Source organism: Pseudomonas turukhanskensis (genome assembly GCF_027922365.1).
Classification (GTDB): domain Bacteria; phylum Pseudomonadota; class Gammaproteobacteria; order Pseudomonadales; family Pseudomonadaceae; genus Aquipseudomonas; species Aquipseudomonas turukhanskensis.
Map to the genome: position 1 here is coordinate 67,936 of NZ_BSFN01000002.1, position 15,287 is coordinate 83,222.

Consider the following 15,287-nt stretch of genomic DNA (forward strand, 5'->3'; position numbering starts at 1 on the left):
GACCACGCTTTAGGAGTACGTCGTTCATGTTTACCTTCAGTCGCCTGATTATTGCCGCTACCGCCGTTGCGCTGTTGGCTGGCTGTGCCTCGCAGAATCCGTATGACAACCAGCCGCCAAGCTCGAACAAAACCGCCAAGTACGGCGGTATCGGCGCGCTGGCCGGCGCCGCCGCTGGCGCCTTGATCAGCCATGACAATCGCGGCAAAGGCGCCCTTATTGGTGCCGCTGTCGCCGGCGCTGCCGGTGCCGGTTATGGCTATTACGCCGACAAACAGGAAGCTGAGCTGCGCCGCAGCATGCAAGGCACCGGCGTTGAAGTGCAGCGCCAGGGCGACCAGATCAAGCTGGTCATGCCGGGCAACATCACCTTCGCCACCGACTCGTCGGATATCGTCAGCAACTTCTACACGCCGCTCAATAACCTGGCCGCCTCGTTCAAGCAGTACAACCAGAACACCATCGAAATCGTCGGCTACACCGACAGCACCGGCAGCCGCCAGCACAACATGGATTTGTCGCAGCGCCGGGCGCAGAGCGTGGCCAATTACCTGACCTCGCAAGGGGTAGATGGCTCGCGGCTGTCCACCCGGGGCAACGGGCCGGACCAGCCGATTGCCAGCAACGACACCGCCGATGGCCGCGCGCAGAACCGCCGTGTAGAGGTCAACCTCAAGCCGTTGCCCGAAGCCCAGCAACAACCGCAGCAATACCAGCAGGCGCCGCAGCAGCAGTACCAGCAATACCCGCAGTGATTTAGTGCGATTTGGAATGAGGCCTCCCCTGTGGAGGCCTTTTCGTTTGTGCTGAAAAACATCCGTATCGAGGCTGAAGCCTCTCCTGCCGGGGGTATCAGGTTCGGTAGGAGAGGCTTGAGCCTCGAGCTTTTGACTTTCATGCACGCCAGACACTTAACCTTTCAATCATCTTTTGATGGCAAAGCGCCCATCAGCAAATTCCTGTCTAGACTTCAGCCCAATGGCCCGGGCGGGCCATTGCTGGCCGGGTTCCATGCTGTCATGGCGCCGGCCGAGGATCAGGAGCTTACATGGACGCAAACCCCGGATTTCACTCGCGCCGGCCCTGGCTACCTTATTTGGTGGCCTTGGGGCTGATGGCGGGGTTGGGCGCGCTGGTGGTATGGCAGTGGCAGGAACTTGAAGCCAATAGCCGGCGTGAACAGGAGCAGCGCTTCAGCATCGCTGTGGACGATGTGCAGCAGAGCATTACCGAGCGCATGCGTGCATATGAAATGGTGCTGCGCGGCATGGCCGGGCTGCTGGCCGGCAGCGACCAGGTGAGCGCCGAAGAATGGATGCGCGCCACCGACCAGTTGCAGCTTCAGGACCGTTACCCCGGTATTCAGGCCGTGTCCTGGGTGCGGTATGTGCGCGGCCCGGAGCTGGCGGCTTTCGTAGCCGACGAGCAGCGTGGAGGGCGCAAGGAATTTCGCATCTTTCCCGCCGGTGAGCGCGAGGAATACCTGATCGTCGACTACACCAGCCCCCTGGATTGGCGTAACCGCCGCGGGCTGGGGTTTGACGTGTTGTCCGAGGAACTGCGCCGCAAGGCGGTGTACCAGGCGCGCCGCACGGGTGAAGCGGTGCTCTCGGCGCCGCTCAAGCTGAAATCGGAAACCGACCAGGACGTCCAGGTTGGCGCCGTGCTGTATATGCCCGTGTATGCCAACACGGCGCCGGTCACCAGCGATCAGGAGCGCCAACAAGGCTTTCTCGGCTCGGTGTCTGGCTCGTTCCGCATGCAGGATTTGCTCGCCGGTATTCTCGGCAGCCGCACCGAGCTCTACCAAGTCGAGCTTGTGGATAACTCCGACGATGGCGGCTCGCTGCTCAGCGGCGGTTATCGCGGTAATTCAGCCTTCCAACTGACCCGCAATATCAACGTGTTCGGCCGCGAATGGCAGCTGACGGTCAGCAGCACCCCGCTATACGAACGGCGCCTGGAAAACCCCCGCCTGCAATTCAACCTTTGGGTGGGCTTGCTGGCCTCGGCGTTGCTCGGGCTACTGGTGGGCGGCTACCTGTTGGTGCGTGAGCGCGCCCTGGCCAATAGCGAAATGCTGAGCGCCGGTTTGCGCGAGCGCGAGGAGCGGTTCCGCCTGGTGGTGGAAGCCTCGCCCAACGCCATTGTGTTGGTCGACAGTGGCGGCCGTATTGCCATGGTCAACCAGCAGGCCGAGCTGATGTTTGGCTATCCACGGGATGAACTGGTGGGTGCGGCGGTGGAAAAGCTACTGCCCGAATCCCTGCGCCATGCCCACGTTGGCATGCGCCAAGCCTTCCAGAACGCCCCCGAACCCCGGCAAATGGGCGGCAACCGCGACCTGTTCGGCCAACACAAAGATGGCCACTCCATTCCGGTGGAAGTGGGGCTGTCGCCGCTGCGCAGCGGCGCTGATGTGCTGGTGCAGGCGGTGATCATTGACATCAGTGCGCGCAAGGCTGCCGAGGAGCGTTTCCGCCTGGTGGTCGAGGCCTCGCCCAATGCCATCGTGCTGGTCGACAACAAAGGCCACATCGCCATGGCCAACCGGCAGACCGAGCACTTGTTTGGTTATCCGCGCGCCGAGTTGCTGGGGCAGGCGGTGGAAAAGTTGCTGCCCGACTCCTTGCAAGAGCTGCATGTGGGCCTGCGCAAAAGTTTTCTGCGCTCACCCGAGCCACGGCAGATGGGCAATAACCGTGAGCTGTTCGGCCGCCATCTCGATGGCCGATTGATTCCGCTGGAGGTGGGCCTGTCGCCGCTGCGCAGCGGTGAAGACGTGCTGGTGCAGGCAGTGATCATCGATATCAGCGAGCGTAAGGCTGCCGAAGCGCGCCTGCGTGAGCAGGCCGAGCAGTTGGCGTTGGCCAATCGCTACAAATCGGAGTTCCTCGCCAATATGTCCCACGAGCTGCGCACGCCGCTCAACAGCATCCTGATCCTCAGCGAACAGCTTAAGCAGAACAGCGGCGGCAACCTCAACGACAAGCAGGTCAAACACTCGGACATCATCCACCGCGCCGGACGCGACCTGCTGCAGCTGATCAATGACGTGCTGGACCTCGCGCGCATCGAAGCCGGCCGCGTGCAATTGAAGATGGAGCAGATGAATGTCCACGACCTGCTTCAGGAACTGGACGCCAGCCTGCGGCCAATGGCCGAACTCAAGGGGCTGCGGTTGATCAGCACCCTGGAGCCGCAGGTGCCCCGGGTTATTTTCAGTGACCGTGGGCGCTTGCAGCAGATTCTGCGCAATCTGCTTTCCAATGCCCTGAAGTTCACCGAGCGTGGCGAAGTGGAGGTGGCCGTCAGTTGCACATCGGCGGTGCAGGACGAGGGCCGGGTAATGCTCAAGATCGTGGTGCGCGACACCGGTATCGGCATTGCACCCGAGCAGCATCAGCGTGTGTTCCAGGCCTTCCAGCAAATCGACGGCTCCACCAGTCGGGCCTTTGGTGGCACCGGCCTGGGGCTGGCCATCACGCGCCAGTTGGTGGAAGTGCTGGAGGGCACCGTGCGCCTGGATAGCGCGCCGGGGCAGGGGTCGCGCTTTACCGTATTGCTTCCGGTCGCGGTCGTGCACGGCAGCCAGATCACCACCCAAGCCACGCCCGCCGTGCCCACACGCACGGGCCAGGGCCCGCTGTTGTTGGTGGTCGAGGACGATATGAATTTCGCCGGCCTGATTGCCGAAGAAGCCCAGGCCCATGGCTTTGCCTGCGTGCATTGCCGTAGCGGCAACCAGGCCATCGAGTTGCTGCAACGCGAGCAGTTCGCGGCGGTTATCCTCGATATTCTGCTGCCCGATATCAGCGGCTGGCAGATCTACCGCAGCCTGCGTGGCCAACCCCAGCACCTGGGCATGCCGGTGCATATCATTTCCTGCGTGCCGCAGCCCGATGACTGGCACGACACCGGCACCCGTTACCTGGTAAAGCCGATTGCCCGTGCCGACCTCGAACAGGTGTTCACCGACCTTGCCCGCCACGAGCACGACCACAACCGTTTGCTGCTGGTGGAAGACGTCGCCCATGAGCGCGATTTTTACGGTGAGCACCTGAGTCAGTTGGGCTTTAGCGTAACCGCCGTGGCCACCGCTGAAGAGGCCCGCAGCGCCTACCAACAAGACGAATTTGCCGCGTTGGTGGTGGACTTGGATCTGCCTGATCAGGATGGCTTCGATTTGATTGAACTCATGTCGCGCCAGCGTCCTCTGAGCAATACACGGGTGGTCGTGAACACCGGTGTGGATATCACTCAGCAGAGCCTGCAACGCCTGCGCCGGTATTCGGCGGTAGTGGTGCAGAAAAACGGCCAGGACCTGCAGGCCCTAAGCCTGGCCGTACAAGGTTTTCTTTCCAGCGTGCGTGAGCCTTCGGCAGAGGTGGCCGCGGCGCAGGCCGTGCCCGAGGTTAATCCACTGGAGGGCCGCCGGGTGCTGTTGGTCGATGATGACGTGCGCAACATCTATGCAATGAGTGCCTTGCTCGACGAGCTTGGGCTGGAGGTCAGTACTGCCAGAGACGGTTTCGAAGCCCTGGCAGCATTTGCAGAACAAGCGTTTGACCTGATTCTGATGGACATGGCGATGCCCAACATGGATGGCTACACCGCCACTCGTCTGCTTAAACAGGAGAAAGGCTGCACGGTGCCGATCATTGCCTTGACGGCCCATGCGATGAAGGGCGACCGCGAAAAATGTTTAGCCGCGGGCACGGATGACTATCTGGCTAAACCGGTGGCCAGGCAGGACCTGTTGGTGCTGCTGGAACACTGGTTAGCGAAATCGGAGGGACGAAATGGCTCTAGCGCAGCTTAAACCGCAGTCCAGCGATCAAATATTGCTGGTGGTCGATGACCGCGAGGAAAACCTCGTGGCCATGGAAGCGTTGCTCAGCGATAGCCCCTGGGATGTCCGCACGGTCAACTCGGGCGAGGCGGCGTTGCAGTGCCTGCTCGACAATAATGTCGGTCTGGTGCTGCTGGACGTACAGATGCCCCATATGGACGGCTTCGAGGTGGCGCGCCTGATGCGCGGCAACCCGGCCACTCGCTATACGCCCATCATTTTCCTGTCGGCCATTGCCCACACCGAAGACTCGGTGCTGCGTGGCTATGCCACGGGTGCGGTGGATTTCATCCTCAAGCCGTTCGACCCGCAAGTGCTGCGGCACAAGATCAATGTGCTGCTTGAACACGAACGCAACCGCCATGAGCTGCAGTTGCTGTCCAAGCAACTGGACAGCGCTCGCGCGTTCAACGCCTCGGTGCTGGAAAATGCCGCCGAGGGCATCGTGGTGGTGAACGAAGAAGGCACCATCAACTTCGTCAACCCGGCCATGGCGCGCATGCTCAATGGCACCGTGGCAGGCATTGAAGGCACGCCGATTCTGGATTACCTGGAAACCTCCGGCATCCCGACGTCGTGGAAAGATTCGGAATTCTACAAACACTGGCTGCGCGGAGAAGCTTACCGGCTGCACGATGCCAGCCTGCGTGCTGTCAGCGGCCAGGTGCTGCCGGTGGCGCTGTCCAGCTCGCCTTTGCCGCGCTTGCAACGCTCAATGGTGATTCTGGCGCTGGATATGTCGGTGGTGCGCAATCTGTACGCCCAGCTTGAATCCCAGGCGGCCACCGATGCCTTGACCGGGCTGCTGAACCGTCGGGGCTTTCACCAGGCGCTGGAATCGAACCTGGCGCGGTTGGACCGCAGCGGCAAGCGCATGGCCATCTTGTACCTTGACCTCGACGGCTTCAAACGCATCAATGACTCCCTGGGCCACGCTGCCGGTGATCAGGTGCTGCGTCAGGTGGGCGACTTGCTGCGTTCCAGCCTGCGCCCGTATGACGTACTGGCGCGCATGGGCGGCGACGAATTCACTGCCTTGCTCGATGGCCTGGAACACCCCGAAGACGCTGCACGTATTGCCGAAAAACTGATCGAGCTGGTGTCGGTGCGCCATCGCGTGGACGGCATGGACGTGACCCTGGGCGCCAGTATCGGCATTGCCAGCTACCCCGAATGCGGGCGCAGTGTGGACGGCCTGATGCGCGCCGCCGACATGGCCATGTACGAAGCCAAGCGCGCCGGCCGCCAGCAGTACCGCTTCTTTTCGCCGGAAATGAACGGCCGCGCGCGCTCGCGGTTGATGCTGGAGGAAAGCCTGCGCAACGCCATCGAACAGGATGATTTCGTGCTGGTGTACCAGCCGCAGGTCTACCTGGAAACCGGCAAGCTGCGTGGCTTTGAAGCCTTGCTGCGCTGGGAACACCCGGTGTCCGGCACCATTGCGCCGAACGTTTTCATTCCGCTGCTGGAAGAGACCCGGCTGATCAATCGCCTGGGCGACTGGATCTTCCGCCGCGGCGTGCAGCAGTGCTGCGACTGGCGGCCGACCTTCGGCGATCAGGTCGTGGTGAGTCTGAACGTCAGCCCGGTGCAGTTCGGCATGCCGCAATTGGTTGAGGACTTGCGTCGGGTGCTGCTGGAACTCGGCTTGCACCCCCGGCAGTTGGAAGTGGAAGTGACCGAAAGCGCGCTGATGCAAGACCTGGACACCACCCGCGAACAACTCAGCCAACTGCGCGCGCTGGGGGTAAAAATTGCCATCGACGACTTTGGCACCGGCTATTCGTCGTTGGCGTATCTGCGCCACTTCGAACTGGACACCCTGAAAATCGACCGGCTGTTTATCTCCAATATGCTCAGCTCACCGAAAGACGCGGCGGTGGTCAGCACCATCATCGATCTCGGCTGGAACCTGGGCTTGGAGGTGATTGCAGAAGGCGTGGAAACCATCGAGCAGCGCGACTGGCTGCTGGAGCACCGCTGCCACATCATGCAGGGCTTTCTGGTGGCCAAAGGATTGCCGGTGGCAGAGACGGCGCACTTTCCGGCGCAGATTGACTGGGATGTTTATCGTAAGCCGTGACGGGGCTGACGGCGTAGCAACTGCGATTCACCGTCATTGCGGCGCAGGCCGGAATCCACAATTGCTCAGAAGAGCGATGATTACTCAGAGATTCTGGGTCCCAGCCTTCGCTGGGACGACGGTGATTTATGCAATGGCGTGGTTACTTCGACGGCGGAAACTCTTCGTGCAACCGCCCCAGCTCCGCGTCCTTCTCTTCCCACAGCTTGTTCACCCACTGCTGGAATCCCAGGCGGTAGGTCTCGTCGCTGTTGTAGTCCTTGCCGAGGAACTCACGGGGAATATCCAGCGTGTGGTAACGCACCACCACCTTCGGCACCTCGCCGCACAGAAACGCCCAGAAACTCGGGTTGCCGTCGGGGTAGTGGATGGTGATGTTGACCATCGACTTCAATCGCGCGCCCATGGCGTCCAGCACAAAGGCAATGCCGCCGGCCTTGGGCTTTAGCAGGTAGCGAAACGGTGAGCCCTGCTGGTCGTGCTTGGCCTGGGTAAAGCGCGTGCCTTCGAGGAAGTTGAAAATCGCCACTGGCACATCGCTGAATTTCTCGCAGGCGCGGCGGGTGGCGGCGGTGTCCTGGCCCTTCTTTTCCGGGTGCTTTTCCAGGTAGGCCTTGGTGTAGCGCTTCATAAAAGGGAAATCCAACGCCCACCAGCACAGGCCAATCACCGGCACCCAGATCAGTTCCTGCTTGAGGAAGAATTTGAAAAACGGCAGGCGGCGATTGAGGGTGTGTTGCAGCACCAGAATGTCGACCCAGCTCTGATGGTTGCTGGTGACCAGGTACCAGCCGTCGTACTTGAACTGCTCGCGGCCCTTGAGGTTCCACTCGGTTTTCTGCACCAACCACATCCAGCCGCTGTTGCAGGCGATCCAGGCTTCGGCGGCCCAGTTCAGCACCAGGTTGCACACGGTGCGCACCGGCTTGAATGGCAACAGCAATTTTACCAGCGCGGCTATAAACAGGAACCAGCACCAGATCAGGGTGTTGGCGAACAGCAAAATCGTGGCGAGTACGCCGCGAAGCGGCGCAGGCAGAAAAGACAACATAGGGGCGACGAGCCTCGGAAGATTATTGTTAGCCGCTCTTTTCCAGGAAGTTGGCGGTTGTTAGGCGCAGAGATTAACCATTGCCGGCGCAAGTGCAAACCGGATATTTGACGGGCGTAGGGCGAATACCGCCCCTGGCGGTATCCGCCGTCCCGCAGACAGCGACGGCGGATATTCCGATGGGATATTCGCTCTACGGCAGGTTTGCGGCTTGAATCGCGGTGAGGGCAATCGTGTAAATGATGTCGTCCACCATCGCCCCGCGTGACAGGTCGTTCACCGGTTTGCGCAGGCCTTGCAGCATGGGTCCCACGCTCACGCAGTTGGCGCTGCGCTGCACGGCTTTGTAGGTGGTGTTGCCGGTGTTGAGGTCGGGGAACACGAACACCGTGGCATGCCCGGCTACGGTGCTGTTCGGTGCCTTTTGCAGGGCGACGCTGTCGATGGCTGCGGCGTCGTATTGCAGCGGGCCGTCGAGCTGCAGGTCGGGTCGCGCCTGTTTGGCCAGGCGCGTGGCTTCGCGCACTTTATCCACATCTACGCCAGTACCGGATTCACCGGTGGAGTAACTGATCATCGCCACCCGCGGCTCGATGCCGAAAGCGCTTGCCGAGTCGGCGCTTTGCACGGCGATTTCCGCCAGCTCGCTGGCAGTCGGGTCGGGGTTAACCGCGCAGTCGCCGTAGACCACCACCTGGTCCGGCAGCAGCATGAAAAACACCGAAGACACCAGCTTGTAGCCCGGCGCCGTCTTGATCAGCTGCAAGGCCGGGCGAATGGTATTGGCCGTGGTGTGGATGGCGCCGGACACCAGCCCATCCACTTCATCCAGGGCCAACATCATGGTGCCGAGCATCACCGGGTCTTCCAACTGCTGGGTGGCCATGGGGGCGTTCAGGCCTTTGCCTTTGCGCAGCTCTACCATGGGTGCCACGTAGCGGCTGCGAATCAGGTCCGGGTCGAGAATTTCCAGGCCCGGCGGCAACTCGATGCCGTGGGCCTGTGCCACCAACTCCACCTCTTCGGGTTTGGCCAGCAACACGCAGTGGGCGATGCCCCGTGCCTGGCAGATCGCGGCGGCCTGCACAGTGCGTGGCTCGCTGCCTTCAGGCAGCACGATGCGCTTGTTGGCGGCCTGGGCGCGCTGCACCAGCTGGAAGCGAAACGCCGGCGGCGACATGCGCTGCTCGTGCGGTTCGCCGCAGCGCTTGCTCAAGAACTCGTGGTCGATATGGCTGGCGACAAAGTCGGTGACCCGCTCGGCGCGTTCGCGGTCATCGATGGGGATTTCTTTGTTCAGGCGGTTGAGGTTGTTTGCCGTGTCGTAGGAACTGGTGGTGACCGACATCACCGGCAGCCCACTTTGCAGCGCGCCACGGCACAGCTCCATGATTCGCGGGTCCGGCGGAAAGTCGCTGCACAGCAGCAGGCCGGCCAGCGGCATGCCGTTGGTGGCGGCCAGGCAGGTGGCGAGGATGATGTCGTCACGATCCCCCGGGGTGACCACTAGCACGCCAGGCTTGAGCAGTTGCACGGTGTTGGCCACCGCGCGGGCGCACAGCACGATACGTTGCATGCGCCGCTGCTCGTAGTCACCGGCGTTGATCACTCGCGCGCCGAGCAGATCGGCGATATCACGTGTGCGCGGCGCGTTCAGTTGGTCGAGCCAGGGAATGCTGCCCAGCAGGCGGAAGTCGTTACGGCGCAGCAGGGGCGAGTGGTCGTGCAGGCCGGTGGCGATCTGCTCGTCGCGCACCTTATTGAGGATGACGCCCAGCACCGAGCTGTCCTGCGGGCCGCCAAACATCTGCGCCTGGATTTCCAGGCGGTCGGACAGCTCGCTGACGCTTTCATCCTCCGGCGCGGTCACCAGAATCACTTCGGCGTCCAGGCTCTTGGCCAGGTGCAGGTTGATGCGTGCGGCATAGCTGGTGTGCGCGGTGGGCACCATGCCTTCGACGATCACCACGTCCTTGTCGCGCGCGGCGTCCTGGTAAAGGCGAATAAATTCTTCCAACAGGTCGTTCAGTTGGCCTTCGCCGAGCATGCGCTCCACATGGCCGAGGCTGACCGGGGCAGGGGAGTGCAGGCCGTGGGTGCGGGCGATCAGTTCGCTGGAGCGTTCGGGGCCCAGGTCACCGGGTTGCGGTTGCGCCACCGGTTTGAAAAAACCGACTTTAAGGCCCACGCGTTCGAGCGCGCCGACCATGCCGAGGCTGATGGAGGTCAGGCCGACGCCAAAACCGCTGGGGGCAAGGAAGAAAGTTTGCATTCAGGTTCCTGAGCAGCGCGTGGTTCACGCTTTCTTATCAGAGACCCGCCGTGTGGGGCGGGTTCTGCTGTTTTTTTGCTTGCGGCGCTGTTAGTGCAGTAGCTGCAAGGTATCGAGGGCGATCTGCCGCTCTTCGTTGGTGGGTATCACCAACACCCGCGGGTGGCCGTAGGCGTGGATCGTACCGGAAAGGCCGCGGATATAACGCTCGTTCGCTTCGTCATCCAGCTGCAGATTGAGCAGGCGCAAATGGGCTACGGTTTTGGCGCGGATCAAGGGCGAATTCTCGCCGATACCGCCGGTGAAAATCAGCCCGTCCAGGCGTGGCAGGGCGCAACTCATGGCAGCCAGAGACTTGGCCAGGCGGTAGCAAAATACCTCGATGGCCAGCGTGGCGCCCTCATGGCCGTCGTGATGGGCCTGCTCCAGGGTGCGCATGTCGTTGGACAGACCGGACAAGCCCAGCAAGCCTGCGTCGTGGTTAAGCATGTAGTCGATCTTTTCGATATCCCAACCCAGGGCCATGGCCAGGTGGCTGTGCAGGTTGGGGTCGACATCGCCGCTGCGGGTGCCCATCACCACGCCTTCGAGCGGCGTCAGGCCCATGCTGGTGTCGCGGCTCTGGCCGTTGACGACCGCGCAGGTGGAGCAGCCGTTGCCTAGGTGCGCCGAGAGCCAGCTACTGTCTTCGATTGGCAGGTTGCTCATCTCCGCCGCCCGAGCGCTGACGTAACGGTGGCTGGTACCGTGGAAGCCGTAACGACGAATGCCATGGTCGCGGTACAACTGTTCGGGCAACGCGTAGCGAAAGGCGTATTCCGGCAGGCTGTGGTGGAAAGCGGTATCGAACACCGCCACTTGCGGCAGGTTGGGGAACTGTTTGAGCGTGGCCTCTATGCCTAGCAGGTTGGCCGGGTTGTGCAGCGGCGCCAGGTGCGCGGTGGCTTTGATTTCGGCCAGTACCTGTGGGTCGATACGGCGTGCCGCGCTAAAACGTTCGCCGCCATGCACCACGCGGTGACCAATTCCATGCAACTTGCCGCCGCAAGCACCTTGCACAATGGGCAGTAGCTGTGAGAGGGCAGCGCGGTGGTCGGCGTTGGGAATCATCAGGCTGTCGTGCTCAGGGCCGCGGCGCCAATGCAGTTCTGCATCGTAGGTGCCCAGGTTTTGGGCTTCACCGCTTAAAAAGGTTTGCGAATGGGCCTCGTGGATAAGGGCGAATTTGATTGATGAGCTGCCGCAATTGATCACCAGAATATGCCGTGCTTGCATCACTGCTCCTCGACTTGCTGATCCACACTCGCCGGGGGCTCCTGCCCCTGGGCACACCAGCCACAGGTGAAAGGCTGACCGATTTTTTCCTGCCGTTGCAATGGGTCTTGCACCCAGTCGCGGTTTTGCCAGGGCGGTTGGTGGCGCAGGTGTTGAGTATGTCCGCAGGAAAGCACGGCTACCCAATGCGCTTCTTCGTCCTGGCGAAAGCCTAGAATATGCACGTTGGGCTGCGTCCGTCCGTCTGCGCTCGGGTCGCTTTCGGCCGAACCCTTGGTTAAACTTGCCCGTTCTCCACTCTTATGCAAAGGTCCCGCCCCATGCTGATCGCTGCCAATACGGCTGTCTCCATCGACTATACCCTGACCAACGATGCTGGTGAGGTGATCGACAGCTCTGCCGGCGGCGCCCCGCTGGTTTACCTGCAAGGCGCAGGCAACATTATCGTCGGTCTGGAAAAAGCCCTGGTTGGCAAACAAGCTGGCGACGAACTGAACGTGGCTGTCGAGCCTGAAGAAGCTTACGGCGAATACAGCGCCGAGCTGGTCAGCACCCTGAGCCGCAGCATGTTCGAAGGCGTCGACGAACTGGAAGTGGGCATGCAGTTCCACGCTTCCGCACCGGACGGCAGCATGCAGATCGTGACCATCCGCGACCTGGACGGCGATGACGTTACCGTCGACGGCAACCACCCGCTGGCTGGCCAACGGTTGAACTTCCAGATCAAAGTCGTTGCCGTACGTGCGGCCAGCGAAGAAGAAATCGCCCATGGTCATATCCATGGCGAAGGTGGTCACCACCATTGATTCAGCTAAGCTGCACTAGCGGCTAACTGGATTACCAAAAAGGCGCTCAACAGGGCGCCTTTTTTGTCCGTAAGGACGTTGTTTGTAATGACAGATCGGGAGTTCGTCATGAGTGCTTTTCACGACATCAATTTACGTGCCTTGGATGGCCAGGAATTGCCGCTCGCGCCCTTCAAGGGCAAGGTTGTGTTGGTGGTCAATGTCGCGTCGAAGTGCGGCCTGACGCCCCAGTACGCGGGTTTGGAAAGTCTGTACCAGCAATACAAAGACCAGGGTTTCGCCGTGCTCGGCCTGCCGTGCAACCAGTTCGCAGGCCAGGAGCCTGGTAGCGAAGACGAGATCCAGCAATTCTGCAGCCTCAACTACGGCGTGAGCTTTGCGTTGAGCAGCAAGCTGGAAGTGAACGGCCCTGGCCGTCATTCCCTGTACCGCTTGCTGGCGGGTGAGGGCGCTGAGTTTCCTGGCGATATCACCTGGAATTTCGAGAAGTTTCTGGTCGGTCAGGATGGTCGGGTGTTGGCGCGGTTTTCGCCGCGTACAGCGCCGGATGATCCGGCGATTATTCAGGCCATCGAAAAAGCGTTGGCCTGACGCGCGTAGGGTGTGCTTCGCGCACCAAGCGATTACCGAGTAAACGCCTTGGTGCGCGAAGCACACCCTACAAACGCTTAACCCTGATGCGCTTCGCGGTTGCCGTTACTACGGCCGGCATTCAGCTCATCCTGCCCATCAAAGTCGAAATCACGCACTGGCTGGCCCTGCAATTGGGCGCGTTTGAGCTGGTATTCGTCGAACGACAAACCCTGGCGACTCAAGTCTTCCAACGCTTTCTGGCGCAGTTCCAGGGCGGTGTAGGGGTGCAGTTCCAGCATCGAGTGGCCTTGGCCAGCACAGCCTGTCAGAACGGTAGCAATCAGTAGCAGGGCGATAGTTGCGAAGCGGTTCATTGGAGCCTCCTATCGGCCCGGTGAGTGAGAGTGAGGTCAGACTATTCCTCGCTCCGCTTCGGTTGAAATCGACCCGTTTGATACCTGCTATTGATGAAATCGCGGCATCGCCATATCGCGATTTACCGATCCGCTTGTAGGCCTTTATCACTGCTATCAATGATGCTGGGCGAGGCGAGACGACCGGTCATATGATCGCCGCCATGACGAACGCTACCTCCACCATCCGCCTCGATAAACGCGACCTGATCCTTACCAAAGGTTCGGAAGTCATGCTGCGTCGCGGCTACCACGGCACCGGTGTGCAAGAGATCGTGCAGGCCGCCGGTATTCCCAAGGGCTCGTTCTATCACTACTTCGCCAGCAAGGAAGACTTTGCCGTGCACGCGCTGGAGTTTCTCTATGCGCCGCGCTTGCAGCGTTATGCACAGGCCTTGAGTGACCAGAGCCTCAGCCCGTGCCAGCGCATCCTGAGCTTTTACGGCGAGCTGCTGAACCACTTCCGTCGCCAGGAACGCCCGCAATACCACTGCTTTATCGGCAGCCTCAGCTTTGAGATGGCCGAGCCGTCGCAGCCGATTGGCTTGCAGGTGGAAAGTATTCTGCAGCGCTCGGTGGACATCCTCGCCCAGTGCCTCAATGAAGCGCGTGAAGCCGGTGAGCTGACTGCGGCAACCGATTGCGTGGAGCTGGCGGAATTTATTGCCAATGCCTGGGAAGGCACGCTGATGCGTATGAAAGCGGGCGCCAACGCCGCACCGCTAAGCGTTTTTTTGCACCAACTGGAGCGTCTGCTGACGCCCAACTGATTGATCAACCACGGCGCCGCCACGGCTGCCCACACCTGATGCCCGTTAGGAGAATTGCATGACCGCTCTCGTAAAAGCCCTGTTCGAACCCTTTCGCCTAGGCGAGCTGGAACTGCCGACCCGCGTGGTAATGGCGCCGATGACCCGTTCGTTCTCCCCGGGCGGTGTGCCGAACGCAGGCGTGATCGAGTACTACCGTCGCCGTGCAGCGGCAGGCGTGGGCCTGATCGTGACCGAAGGCACCACCGTTGGCCACAAAGCCTCCAACGGCTACCCGCACGTGCCGCGCTTCTTCGGTGAAGACGCCCTGGCCGGCTGGAAAGCAGTGGTTGATGCCGTGCACGCCGAAGGCGGCAAGATCGTTCCGCAACTCTGGCACGTGGGCAGCGTGCGCCGCATCGGCACCGAGCCCGACGCCAGCGTTCCAGGCTACGGCCCAACCGGCAAAACCAAGGACGGCGTTGAAGTCGTTCATGGCATGACCAAGCAAGATATCGACGAGGTTATCGCCGCGTTCGCCCAGGCCGCCAAAGACGCCCAGGCCATCGGCATGGACGGCGTGGAAATCCACGGCGCCCACGGTTACCTGATCGACCAGTTCTTCTGGGAAGGCACCAACCAGCGCGACGACGAATACGGCGGCAGCCTGGCCAACCGTTCGCGTTTTGCCATTGGGCTGATCAAGGCCGTGCGTGCGGCTACCAGCCCGACCTTCCCGATCATCTTCCGCTTCTCGCAGTGGAAACAGCAGGACTACACCGCACGCCTGGTGACTACGCCTGAAGCGCTGGGTGAATTCCTGCAGCCGCTGGCCGATGCCGGCGTGGACATTTTCCACTGCTCCACCCGCCGTTTCTGGGAGCCGGAATTCGACGGTTCCGACCTCAACCTGGCCGGCTGGACCCGCAAGCTCACCGGCAAGCCCACCATCACCGTCGGCAGCGTGGGTCTGGACGGCGAGTTTATGCAGTTCATGGTCAAGACCGACAAGGTCGCTCAGCCTGAGAAGCTCGACGCACTGCTGGACCGCCTGAACAAGCAGGAATTTGACCTTGTGGCCGTGGGCCGTGCGCTGCTGGTCGACCCGGACTGGGCGGTGAAGGTGCGTGATGGCCGTGAAGACGAAATTTTGGCTTTCAGCCGTGAAGCGCTGACCACATTGGTTTAAGTAACGCTTTTCCCTTTGTTGCGC

11 protein-coding genes and 1 pseudogene are annotated in these 15,287 nt (G+C 61.3%); 7 read left to right on the forward strand and 5 right to left on the reverse strand.

Annotated elements, in window-relative coordinates:
* Positions 1–26: 26 nt before the first annotated feature.
* The 3 genes from PKE98_RS04100 to PKE98_RS04110 all read left to right on the forward strand — a co-directional run bounded on the left by PKE98_RS04100 (position 27) and on the right by PKE98_RS04110 (position 6,935).
* Positions 27–755 (forward strand): YiaD family glycine zipper/OmpA-like lipoprotein, encoded by a 729-nt coding sequence (locus PKE98_RS04100; protein WP_271194012.1) that lies wholly within the window; start codon positions 27–29, stop codon positions 753–755.
* 293 nt (positions 756–1,048) lie between these two features.
* A complete protein-coding gene (locus PKE98_RS04105; RefSeq protein WP_271194013.1) occupies positions 1,049–4,822 on the forward strand; it encodes a CHASE domain-containing hybrid sensor histidine kinase/response regulator family protein in 3,774 nt (1,257 codons plus the stop codon).
* Entirely contained in the window at positions 4,803–6,935 is a 2,133-nt protein-coding gene (locus PKE98_RS04110) for a putative bifunctional diguanylate cyclase/phosphodiesterase (RefSeq protein WP_271194014.1), read from the forward strand. The genes PKE98_RS04105 and PKE98_RS04110 overlap by 20 nt, the downstream gene beginning before the upstream one ends.
* A 142-nt stretch (positions 6,936–7,077) precedes the next feature.
* Here PKE98_RS04110 and yihG read toward each other — a convergent pair whose 3' ends face one another.
* The 4 genes and pseudogenes from yihG to PKE98_RS04130 all read right to left on the reverse strand — a co-directional run bounded on the left by yihG (position 7,078) and on the right by PKE98_RS04130 (position 11,885).
* Entirely contained in the window at positions 7,078–7,986 is a 909-nt protein-coding gene (gene yihG, locus PKE98_RS04115) for a 1-acylglycerol-3-phosphate O-acyltransferase, YihG family (RefSeq protein ID WP_271194015.1), read from the reverse strand.
* Between the two features lie 193 nt (positions 7,987–8,179).
* Positions 8,180–10,258 (reverse strand): phosphate acetyltransferase, encoded by a 2,079-nt coding sequence (gene pta / locus PKE98_RS04120; protein WP_271194016.1) that lies wholly within the window; start codon positions 10,256–10,258, stop codon positions 8,180–8,182.
* 90 nt (positions 10,259–10,348) lie between these two features.
* Positions 10,349–11,533, reverse strand: a complete 1,185-nt coding sequence (locus PKE98_RS04125) for an acetate kinase (RefSeq protein ID WP_271194017.1) — start codon at positions 11,531–11,533, stop codon at positions 10,349–10,351.
* Positions 11,533–11,885 (reverse strand): annotated as a pseudogene (locus PKE98_RS04130) (DUF3565 domain-containing protein). Before PKE98_RS04130 ends, PKE98_RS04125 begins: the two are co-directional and overlap by 1 nt.
* On the opposite strand from PKE98_RS04130, the gene PKE98_RS04135 reads away from it, so the two are divergent.
* The gene (locus tag PKE98_RS04135; protein WP_108096087.1) at positions 11,854–12,339 is read left to right on the forward strand and encodes an FKBP-type peptidyl-prolyl cis-trans isomerase; all 486 of its coding nucleotides are present in this window, start codon (positions 11,854–11,856) and stop codon (positions 12,337–12,339) included. The pseudogene PKE98_RS04130 and the gene PKE98_RS04135 overlap by 32 nt on opposite strands.
* 108 nt (positions 12,340–12,447) lie before the next feature.
* Complete coding sequence (locus PKE98_RS04140) at positions 12,448–12,930, forward strand: glutathione peroxidase (RefSeq protein ID WP_271194018.1); 483 nt, start codon at positions 12,448–12,450, stop codon at positions 12,928–12,930.
* 77 nt (positions 12,931–13,007) lie between these two features.
* Here the strand turns inward: PKE98_RS04140 and PKE98_RS04145 are convergent, their stop codons facing one another.
* Complete coding sequence (locus PKE98_RS04145) at positions 13,008–13,286, reverse strand: hypothetical protein (protein WP_271194019.1); 279 nt, start codon at positions 13,284–13,286, stop codon at positions 13,008–13,010.
* Positions 13,287–13,489: 203 nt separating this feature from the next.
* Here PKE98_RS04145 and PKE98_RS04150 point away from each other — a divergent pair, with 203 nt between their 5' ends.
* Together PKE98_RS04150 and PKE98_RS04155 are read left to right on the forward strand one after the other, a co-directional pair.
* Complete coding sequence (locus PKE98_RS04150; protein WP_271194020.1) at positions 13,490–14,095, forward strand: TetR/AcrR family transcriptional regulator; 606 nt, start codon at positions 13,490–13,492, stop codon at positions 14,093–14,095.
* Positions 14,096–14,153: 58 nt separating this feature from the next.
* The gene (locus PKE98_RS04155) at positions 14,154–15,263 is read left to right on the forward strand and encodes an NADH:flavin oxidoreductase (protein ID WP_271194021.1); all 1,110 of its coding nucleotides are present in this window, start codon (positions 14,154–14,156) and stop codon (positions 15,261–15,263) included.
* Positions 15,264–15,287: the final 24 nt, after the last annotated feature.